This is a genomic window from Shewanella sp. SM71 (assembly GCF_025653905.1).
Classification (GTDB): Bacteria; Pseudomonadota; Gammaproteobacteria; order Enterobacterales; family Shewanellaceae; genus Shewanella; species Shewanella oncorhynchi.
Genome location: NZ_JAKKRW010000018.1, coordinates 105,142 through 115,263, shown reverse-complemented (window position 1 = coordinate 115,263; position 10,122 = coordinate 105,142). Strand labels below are relative to the sequence as shown.

The 10,122-nt window shown below is 45.6% G+C and carries 6 protein-coding genes, 2 rRNA genes and 1 pseudogene; 5 read left to right on the top strand and 4 right to left on the bottom strand.

The genetic code is table 11. The annotated features are described in order from the left end of the window. The 4 genes and pseudogenes from L5L97_RS17175 to fusA form a co-directional block, all read left to right on the top strand. Nucleotides 1-196: ribosomal RNA gene (locus L5L97_RS17175) — 23S ribosomal RNA — on the top strand; the annotation flags it as partial. A gap of 139 nt (nt 197-335) precedes the next feature. Next, nucleotides 336-451, top strand: a 5S ribosomal RNA gene (gene rrf, locus L5L97_RS17170). A gap of 637 nt (nt 452-1,088) precedes the next feature. After that, nucleotides 1,089-2,602: pseudogene (locus L5L97_RS22900) on the top strand (diguanylate cyclase). Nucleotides 2,603-3,042: 440 nt separating this feature from the next. Continuing rightward, nucleotides 3,043-5,136, top strand: coding sequence for an elongation factor G (gene fusA / locus L5L97_RS17155; RefSeq protein WP_107402610.1), 2,094 nt, complete (start codon nt 3,043-3,045; stop codon nt 5,134-5,136). A 154-nt stretch (nt 5,137-5,290) separates the two neighbouring features. Here the strand turns inward: fusA and L5L97_RS17150 are convergent, their stop codons facing one another. Continuing rightward, nucleotides 5,291-6,178: a LysR family transcriptional regulator gene (locus L5L97_RS17150; RefSeq protein ID WP_105251505.1), complete on the bottom strand. Its 888-nt coding sequence runs from the start codon at nt 6,176-6,178 to the stop codon at nt 5,291-5,293. Between the two features lie 93 nt (nt 6,179-6,271). Between L5L97_RS17150 and L5L97_RS17145 the strand changes: the two genes are divergently transcribed. Continuing rightward, entirely contained in the window at nt 6,272-6,424 is a 153-nt protein-coding gene (locus L5L97_RS17145) for a hypothetical protein (protein WP_081729124.1), read from the top strand. A 267-nt stretch (nt 6,425-6,691) separates the two neighbouring features. Here L5L97_RS17145 and napB read toward each other — a convergent pair whose 3' ends face one another. Genes napB through L5L97_RS17130 form a run of 3 tightly spaced genes read right to left on the bottom strand, consistent with a single transcriptional unit; the run spans nt 6,692 to nt 9,881 of the window. Further along, nucleotides 6,692-7,123, bottom strand: coding sequence for a nitrate reductase cytochrome c-type subunit NapB (gene napB / locus L5L97_RS17140; protein ID WP_263172570.1), 432 nt, complete (start codon nt 7,121-7,123; stop codon nt 6,692-6,694). Continuing rightward, on the bottom strand, nt 7,120-9,615 hold the full coding sequence (gene napA / locus L5L97_RS17135; RefSeq protein ID WP_263183074.1) for a nitrate reductase catalytic subunit NapA: 2,496 nt from the start codon (nt 9,613-9,615) through the stop codon (nt 7,120-7,122). Before napA ends, napB begins: the two co-directional genes overlap by 4 nt. Next, nucleotides 9,612-9,881 (bottom strand): chaperone NapD, encoded by a 270-nt coding sequence (locus L5L97_RS17130; RefSeq protein WP_105251508.1) that lies wholly within the window; start codon nt 9,879-9,881, stop codon nt 9,612-9,614. Before L5L97_RS17130 ends, napA begins: the two co-directional genes overlap by 4 nt. Nucleotides 9,882-10,122 lie beyond the last annotated feature (241 nt).

The window sequence follows — 10,122 nt, the reverse complement described above, 5'->3', positions numbered from 1 at the left end:
GCATTGCCCGGTAGCTACGTTCGGAATCGATAACCGCTGAAAGCATCTAAGCGGGAAGCGAGCCCTAAGATGAGTCATCCCTAGGAATTTAATTCCTCTAAAGAGCCGTTCGAGACTAGGACGTTGATAGGCATGGTGTGTAAGCGTTGTGAGGCGTTGAGCTAACATGTACTAATGACTCGAGAGGCTTAACCATACAACCCAGATGGGTTTTACAAAGAAGCCTTAGACAGAATATCGACACTTGATGAAGTGTGAACTCAAACAAAGCAAATCAGCTTTCCGAATTATTATTTGCGTGAGCCAGAGATGGACACGGTAATAAACAGAATTTGCTTGGTGACAATAGCCTTGTGGAACCACCTGATCCCATCCCGAACTCAGAAGTGAAACGCAAACGCGCCGATGGTAGTGTGGGGTCTCCCCATGTGAGAGTAGGTCATCGCCAAGCGCCTAATTATCTCATTGAGATGTAACCAAGCCAGCTGAATAAGCTGGCTTTTTTGCGTCTGCAATTTGTTAAATCCAGCCTAGTGTCTATTCAATTAGTCAGTTTTCCTCCTATTTTTCTCTCGATAATCCCTTTTTTACCTTCCACGATACGAATAATTTGCACCATTTGGCTTTATATCAATTCTATTCATATCCGCGACAACTGTTCTATCAGATTCAGTTCCGGAGAATAAGGCTGCAGTTTTATCTCAGATTATAAAATATTCTGCCATCTTTGTTTGATGCCCCCGCACAGTCCATCATGATCGCGGTATAGCGGCCAAAGAACGTAGCTGCAGAAGTTAAGGCGAGGTGCCACTGCATATAATCGTAGTTTGCAAAAGGCGCTATGATGGCTTTGGATGGCGAGTAAGGGTGGTTATTTAGGATAGCCCTGATGAAACAAGCGATAAATATTGGCTTTTTAAAATGTGATACCAAACTCAGATTGAGTGAATTTAGGACTGAGTGAACTTAGCAACGTTCTTTCCCATCAACTGATCACCTTATGAAGATAAGTTTTGCTGATGTACGAAGGCGTTAAGACACAATGGACAAACGAGCGTTTCGTATAAGCAATGATGGGAATTGGTATTGTGTGGTTTTCACGTATACACTTTTTTACATTCCCCATCTAGCATCAGCTTTTAGGTTGAAATTTCAATGGAATTGCGTGGCTTATTGAGGTTATTGTCGCTATTGCTGTGTATGCCATTACTGGTGAATGCTGATCGTTTCATGGTGTCTAGTACTAAACTTGCGGATCAAGATGTTAGCGCCAAGTCTGCTGTGATAGTCTGTTATTGCGTTGATCCTGATTGGTTGCCCTATGAAGGAATACGAGAAGGTAAGCATCTGGGGATTTCATCGGACTATATTCGTCATGTTGAGTCGCATTCTTCCCTTAAGTTTCAGCTAGTGCCGACATCTTCTTGGACCGAAACTTTATCTTTTTTGCAAAGTGGTCAGTGCGATTTAACCCCTATGTTGAATAAAACGCTAATACGCGAGACTTATCTGCACTTCAGTGATGTCTATTTCCGCTCACCAAATGTGCTTGTTTCACTTAAAGAACAGCCTTTTCTGCAAGGATTGGAGAATATCAATACGCGTATTTTAGCCGTGCCCAAAGGTTATCGTTTAGCTGAGTATATTCAGCATTATTATCCTCAGATAGAGATGCTTACTGTTGCCAGTGAACCTGCGGGATTGCAGTCGGTTCTGGATAAACGTGCAGATCTGTTTGTTGGGTCAATGTTTTCGGTTAACGCTTACATTCAACAAATGGGATTTAAAAATTGCGGGTTGGGGCGGGCCGGAAGATGAGTTACGGATGGGGGTCGCTTATGGTCAAGAGTCCTTGTTACCTGTGATAAATAAAGCCTTAAACACTGTGAGTGAGCAAGAGCGGATCACGATTTATCAGAAGTGGAATAATGTGACTGTGATAGATGAGACTAACTATTCACTTGTGTATCAAATTATCTGCGCGACGTGTCTGTTGCTCCTAATGTTGGGGGTGAGAACTTACTTTATGAGTCAATATAATCGAAGATTAACCGATAAGAATAAGCAGTTGGAAACTTTACGCGAACAGCTTGAAGCGTCAAATGCCGAACTCGAATTTTTATCTACCCACGACCCATTAACTAAATTGTATAACCGACATTACTTTAATCGCTTTTTTATTAATAACGAGCAGCATGATAAATCTGCTGTGGCAGGCATGTGCCTTGTAATGATTGATATCGACTACTTTAAAGAGATTAATGACACGCTAGGGCATAACGTCGGTGATCGCATTCTTGAGCAAGTGTCACAGGTATTACAGCACTGTGTGCGTGATTCTGATGTGGTCGCACGTTGGGGTGGCGAAGAATTTGTTATCCTCTGCCAACAGTCATCATTGCCATTAGTTGAAAGCTTGTGTGTGCGGATTGCGCAGAGGGTTAACAATTATCAATTTACTGACAATGTTCACTTAACTTGTAGTTTTGGTGTCGCTAAGCTCGCAGAAAACGAACCTATACAATTGTGTTTTGAGCGGGCAGATCGAGCCCTTTATCGTGCTAAAGCACAAGGGCGTAATCAAATGTGCATCGACACGTAAGGGTTTACTCAAGACTGATTTGTGGTTATTTGGCTAAAAGACTGCGATTGAAGTGAGTTGCGGATGTCATCTCTATTTTGGAGATAGGTATAACATGATTGTTCTAGCATCCATGCTTGCAGGTTAATGTTTGATGTTTGTACTGACGATACGATAGAAATCCCTTGAAAATCGCTTTATCCCATTAAAATGAGGTTTATTTAAGGTTTTTTATTGATTGAGTGAAAAATAAGCTAAAGTGTTTTACTTATCTGTTTTAGTTCGTGTTTATGGCTATTTACCTAAATTATTACGCGACTTTATCGTGAAAAAGTACTCTAGCCATTTGCGCCGAGCAGGGTTCCAATTTACAATATGCGCCTAAAATAATCTGATGTGCGGTGTGTCGGTGTTTGTCGCATACTCCGTCTACTTCTTAAACTACTCATTAAAGTTGAATCATGACCGAATTATCCAAATACAGAAACATTGGTATCTTCGCTCACGTTGACGCGGGTAAAACCACGACCACCGAGCGTATCCTTAAGTTAACAGGAAGAATCCATAAAGCCGGTGAGACTCACGATGGCGAATCTACCACTGACTTCATGGTACAGGAAGCTGAGCGCGGTATTACTATTCAGTCTGCTGCTGTAAGTTGCTTCTGGAGAGATCACCGTTTCAACGTTATCGACACTCCAGGACACGTTGACTTCACCGTTGAAGTTTATCGTTCTCTGAAAGTGCTTGATGGCGGTATCGGTGTATTCTGTGGTTCAGGCGGTGTTGAGCCTCAATCAGAAACTAACTGGCGCTATGCGAACGAATCTGAAGTTGCGCGTATTATCTTCGTAAACAAGTTAGACCGTATGGGTGCTGACTTCTTACGCGTAGTTAAGCAAACTAAAGACGTATTAGCTGCTACTCCACTGGTTATGGTTCTGCCAATCGGTGTTGAAGACGAATTCACTGGTGTTGTTGATCTGTTATCTCGTAAAGCATACGTGTGGGATGAGTCTGGTTTACCAGAAAACTTTAATATCCAAGATGTACCTGCTGACATGGTTGACATGGTTGAAGAATACCGTGAAATGCTGATCGAAACTGCCGTTGAGCAAGACGATGCTGTGATGGAAGCGTACATGGAAGGCGAAGAGCCATCTATCGAAGATATCAAGCGTTGTATCCGCAAAGGTACTCGTACTATGGCTTTCTTCCCAACATACTGTGGTTCTGCGTTCAAGAACAAAGGTATGCAACTGGTTCTTGATGCTGTTGTTGATTATTTACCAGCACCAGACGAAGTTGAACCACAGCCATTAACTGACGAAGAAGGCAACGAAACTGGCGAATTCGCTATCGTTTCTGCTGATGAGCCATTAAAAGCGTTAGCGTTCAAAATCATGGATGACCGTTTCGGTGCCCTGACTTTCGTACGTATCTACTCAGGCCGTCTGAAGAAGGGTGATACCATCCTGAACAGCGCGACTGGCAAGACTGAACGTATCGGCCGTATGTGTGAAATGCTAGCTGATGACCGTATTGAAATTGAATCTGCTCAAGCTGGCGACATTATCGCTATCGTGGGTATGAAGAACGTTCAAACTGGTCACACTTTATGTGACGTGAAACACCCAGTTACCTTAGAAGCTATGGTGTTCCCAGAGCCAGTTATCTCTATCGCAGTAGCGCCAAAAGATAAAGGCGGTTCTGAGAAAATGGGTATCGCAATCGGTAAGATGATCGCTGAAGATCCATCATTCCGCGTAGAAACTGACGAAGATTCAGGTGAAACCATCCTTAAAGGTATGGGCGAACTTCACTTAGATATCAAAGTAGACATTCTGAAGCGTACTTATGGTGTTGAATTGATCGTAGGTGAGCCACAAGTTGCTTACCGTGAAACCATTACTCAAATGGTTGAAGATCAATACACTCACAAGAAACAATCAGGTGGTTCTGGTCAATTCGGTAAGATCGAATATATCATCCGCCCTGGTGAGCCAAACACTGGTTTCGTGTTCAAATCTTCAGTTGTTGGTGGTAGCGTTCCGAAGGAATTCTGGCCAGCAGTTGAGAAAGGTTTCGCGAGCATGATGAACACAGGTACTATCGCTGGCTTCCCAGTGTTAGACGTTGAGTTCGAATTAACTGACGGTGCATTCCACGCAGTTGACTCATCAGCAATCGCGTTCGAAATCGCTGCTAAAGGCGCTTTCCGTCAGTCTATCGCTAAAGCTAAACCACAACTTCTTGAGCCAATCATGAAAGTTGACGTGTTCAGCCCTGATGACAACGTGGGTGATGTGATCGGTGACTTAAACCGTCGTCGCGGCATGATCAAAGACCAAGTTGCTGGTGTAACAGGTGTTCGCGTTAAAGCTGACGTACCGTTATCAGAAATGTTCGGTTATATCGGTACTTTACGTACAATGACTTCTGGTCGTGGTCAGTTCTCTATGGAGTTCTCACACTACAGCCAATGTCCAGCTAGCGTAGCTGAGAAAGTTGTTGCTCAAGTTAAAGAACGTAAGGCTGCTGAAGCTAAGAAGTAATTCTTAACTTACCTTAAAAACCGCTGTCGGCCTCTAGGCTCGCAGCGGTTTTTTTATGGGAGAGATCCAACTGTAATCACCCGCTACGGCTGACGAAGTTTCGTATCCCGTTGTTTAAAATAATGTGATTGGTATTAGTTCTTGCTTTATCTTCTCAGCGTTCAGTTTTTTGTTTACTCAATTCAAGCAAGGCCTTGGCCGCCGGTGTTAAAGGTAAACTTTGGCGCCAAATAAGCGCCAGATCCCATGTCATTGCGGGCTGCATAGGTTTAAAGACCAGTTTGCTGGTGCTTAATCGATTGCAGATAGGCTCAGGTAAAATAGCGACGCCCATATCGGCTTCGACCATGGCGGCGAGGAAATCCCACTGGCCGCTGCGAAAGGCAATATTGAGTTGAACACCTGCTTTGCGACTGAGGCGATTAATCAGTTTAGCGAGGGAGAAGTCTTCGTTATAGAGGATAAAAGGATAGGGCTGGAAGTCCTGCCATTTTAAGTGGTCTTTCTCGGCTAAGGGATGTCCTTCAGGCAGGCATGCGAGTAAAGGGTACTTAGTTAGGGGTTGGTTGACGAGTTCTGTCTCATGGGTCGTGGGGAGCGCGGTAAAGGCGATATCGAGACTGTTATTGAGCAATGCTTGTTCGCAGCCGAATCCACCGTACTCATACATGTGTAGTTCAACTCCCGGATAACGCTTACGATAGCTAGTGAGCAAACCAATAATAAGACTGCTCATCATAGGACATACACCCAGTCGCAACCGCCCCGATTTAAGACCGCTAAGGTTACTCATGTCCTCCTGCAGCCTATGCCATTGGCCGAGGATTTCCCGTGCACTGTGCTCAAAGAGCTGACCAGCTTGAGTTAACTCAACCTTTTGGTTATTCCGGATCAGCAAGGTTTCCCCTAGGCTCTCCTCGAGTCTCTGGATTATTTTGCTTAGTGTCGGCTGGGTGATAAAACATTTCTGCGCGGCGCGGGTAAAGTTTTCAGTTTCCACTAAGGTCAGAAAACACTGTAAGGTCTTGATTGGGATGTTCATGCTCAAATGGAATCCATATTATGGAATTTATTCATTTTACTAATGATAGCCTAAGTATTACTTTGACCTTGTTAACAAAACAGGGGAATACCGATGAAATCAAGTTCAAGTCTGTGGGTAGGTGCTTTGTGGCAGGCGGCTATGCCTGTGGCAAAAGATGTGCAAAACGCTAAAGCGGCGCAAGTAACTAAAACGGCTCCAGCGGGTGATTTGCATAAAGCAAAACAACAAGTAAACCCAGCCTAGGCTGGGTTTTTACTTTTCTGTGTTTTAGATTCTGCTCTTATTTTTATTTCCCTCGATTCTCACTTTGCCTTTTTAACTTCTGCTCAATCCCTTCCTTGGTGAAAGTACTGTTCAGCAACGGACGCTGAACCAGCGATAGACGTTTAGTCTTATATTTACTTGAATACTCATTACTGGCTCTAAGCCAACTCATTAGGATAGGACGCTTAAATAGCAAAAAGCCACCCTAATCAATTCGGGTGGCTTGGCTTTGCAGGGGATGGAGATTTACTTGCCGGAGAATTGATTCTCGACGAGTGGTTGCTTGTTTTCGGCCTGAGCGACATGGCATTGAGTACAGGCATAGTTATGTCCGTTAACTGTGCCTTTATCATCAATCACGTGGGACTTAGCTACTGGTGTGGCTTTCATGCGTTTTGCCTTGTCCCAACTATGGCAGCTTAAACAGCCATTTTTATCTAAGGTGATCTTGTAATCGTCCTTATGTGGGATGAGCGGGGGTTGCTCGCTAAAACTGCGCTCAATGGCGGAGCCGCGACTAGGATAAATCGCCATAGCATCGGCTGGGCGAATGTCGGTGATCGCCATGTTTCCTGCGAGGGATTGAATATTAACTGGTGCTACGTTGGTGTCGGTTTGCTGGCCTGAACAGCCGGTAATGGCGACGAGTAACGCAGTTAAGGTGAGTATTTTTCTCATTGGTTATTCTCCGCCTTGAAGACTTTCACTGGGCATTTTTTAAAGTCAGTTTCTTTTGACAGGGGATCGGTCGCATCCAATATCAGTTTGTTGACTAACTGGCGCGCATCGAAGAAAGGCATAAATACTACGCCGCGTGGCGGTTTGTTACGGCCTTTGGTTTCAACTCGGGTTTTCACTTCACCGCGCGGTGAGGCCACTATGACTTCGTCACCACGTTGTACGCCGCGAGCTTTCGCATCTTCTGGATGCATGAAAATCTGCGCGTCGGGGTAGGCACGGTAAAGCTCTGGTACGCGTGCGGTCATCGAGCCTGTGTGCCAATGTTCCAGCACGCGGCCAGTCGACATCCACAAATCGTATTCTTCATTCGGCTCTTCGGCGGCGGGTTCATAGGGCAGGGCGAAAATCACCGCTTTGCCATCTGGCTTGCCATAGAATTTAAAGCCTTCACCCGCTTTGACATAAGGATCGCTCCCCTCAACGAAACGGCGCAGCGTTTCTTTGCCATTAACGACTGGCCAGCGTAGGCCGCGGGTTTCGTGGTAACGGTCAAAGTCGGCTAAATCGTGGCCATGGCCACGACCGAAAGCTGCATATTCTTCGAAAATACCTTTTTGCAGGTAGAAACCGAAGTGTTCGCTCTCATCGTTTAATTCGGCTTTGCAATCGGAAGTTGGGAACTTGTCGATCACGCCATTGGCAAATAGCACTTCATATAAGGTTTTATCCGCGTATTCCGGTTGTTTGGCTATCAGTTCGGCTGGCCAGACTTCGGAGACTTTGAATCGTTTCGAAAATTCGACTAGTTGCCACAGATCTGAGGTTGCGCCTTCTGGAGCTTTTACTTGTTGATACCACATATGAGTACGGCGCTCGGCGTTGCCGTAAGCTCCTTCTTTCTCGACCCACATTGCCGTTGGTAAAATTAAATCTGCCGCCATAGCTGTGATGGTTGGGTAGGGATCTGAAACCACGATAAAGTTTTCTGGGTTACGAAAGCCAGGGTAAATCTCATCGTTGATGTTAGGGCCTGCCTGCATATTGTTGGTACACATGGTCCAGTAACAGTTGAGCTTGCCATCTTTGAGCATACGGCTCTGGAGTACGGCATGGTAGCCAGGTTTGGCGGGAATTGTCCCTTCTGGCACTTGCCATAGCTTTTCGGTAATGGCGCGGTGCTTGTCGTTAGTGACTTCCATATCGGCGGGTAAACGGTGGGCGAAAGTACCGACTTCACGGGCAGTCCCGCAAGCCGAAGGTTGACCTGTTAATGAAAAAGGACTGTTACCCGGTGTGGCAATTTTGCCCGTGAGCAAATGGATGTTGTAAAGCATGTTGTTCGCCCACACGCCGCGAACGTGTTGGTTAATGCCCATGGTCCACAGACTCATGACTTTAACGTTAGGGTTGGCATAGGCTTTGGCTAAAATCTCCAGCTTCTCTGGTTCGACGCCACTCATCTTGGCGGCATATTCCAGCGTATAAGTGCTGACAAACTTGGCATACTCGTCAAAGCTAATGGGCGTGGATTTACCATTGCCTGGATTTTTAGCTTTTTTCTCTAATGGATGTTCTGGACGCAGGCCATAGCCTATATCGTCAACGCCTAAGGCAAACTTAGTGTGTTTGGTAACAAAGTCGGTATTAACTGCTTTATTTTCAATAATGTAATTGGCGATATAGTTGAGGATCACTAAGTCCGACTGTGGGCGGAACACCATAGGGTTATCGGCCAAATCGAAGCTGCGATTTTCAAAGGTCGACAGCACATGTACTCGGCACGTTGGACTGCTTAAACGTCTATCGGATATTCTTGCCCACAGAATTGGGTGCATCTCAGCCATGTTTGCGCCCCAGAGTATAAACTGATCGGCGGCTTCTAAATCGTCATAACAACCCATGGGCTCATCGATACCGAAGGTGCGCATAAAGCCGCCCACGGCTGAGGCCATGCAGTGGCGCGCATTAGGATCTATGTTGTTGGTAAGGAAACCTGCTTTATGAAGTTTAGAGGCGGCATAACCTTCCCAAATAGTCCATTGTCCGGAGCCAAACATACCCACTGACGTCGGACCTTTGGTGGCGAGACTGTGTTTCCATTTCGCCGCCATAGTATCGAAGGCCACATCCCAGCTGACTGGAGTGAACTCACCTTCTTTATGGTATTTGCCGTCTTTCATCCGCAGCAATGGCGTGGTTAATCTGTCCTTGCCGTACATGATTTTTGATAGGAAATAACCTTTAATACAGTTAAGGCCACGGTTGACAGGACTTTCAGGATCGCCCTTAGTGGCGACCACTTTGCCCGCTTGGGTGCCCACTAATACGCTACACCCCACACCGCAGAAACGGCAGGGAGCTTTATCCCACTTGATACTGTCAGCTTGTTCGGCGGCTTCGACCATCTTAATGGGAAGTGTGACGCCCACGGCCGTCGCAGCGGCAACCGCTGCGTTGGCCTTGAGAAACTCGCGGCGGCTTATGCTCATAATATTTCCTCACTCTCTTGTGCTAATGGTTCTACTTGGTGGTAAATCAAGCTGGCAGATAACACGCCGGACAGGGCATTGATGGCTTCAATATTGTCAAGAATCGCTCTTTGGCTACTCCCTTCTAGGGTGACGACCAATTTTCCTTCGGGTGTAATTGCATGAATATCAGTACCCACTAATGCGCGGATATTGGCTTCAACCTGCTGTAAGGCTTTAGGCGAGGCATGCACCACAAGGCTGGTGACGTGGTATTCCTGACTCATATGGGATGACCTGTAGTGGCGTAAACTCGGTTGCCTAAGATTAAAAAGGAGGGTAACCGAGTGCTGATACTGGCGAGTCTAGACCTGATAAAAAATGTGGGTATACCTCACAAGAGGTATTGAAAGCGATAGTCGATCCGGATCAAAGTTTTGCGAGTGATCTAACTCCCAGTTTGATATTTAAGCGCTTAGCACTGTCGTCACTAGGGCATAGTGATGAGTACATTTATGGAGAATACTA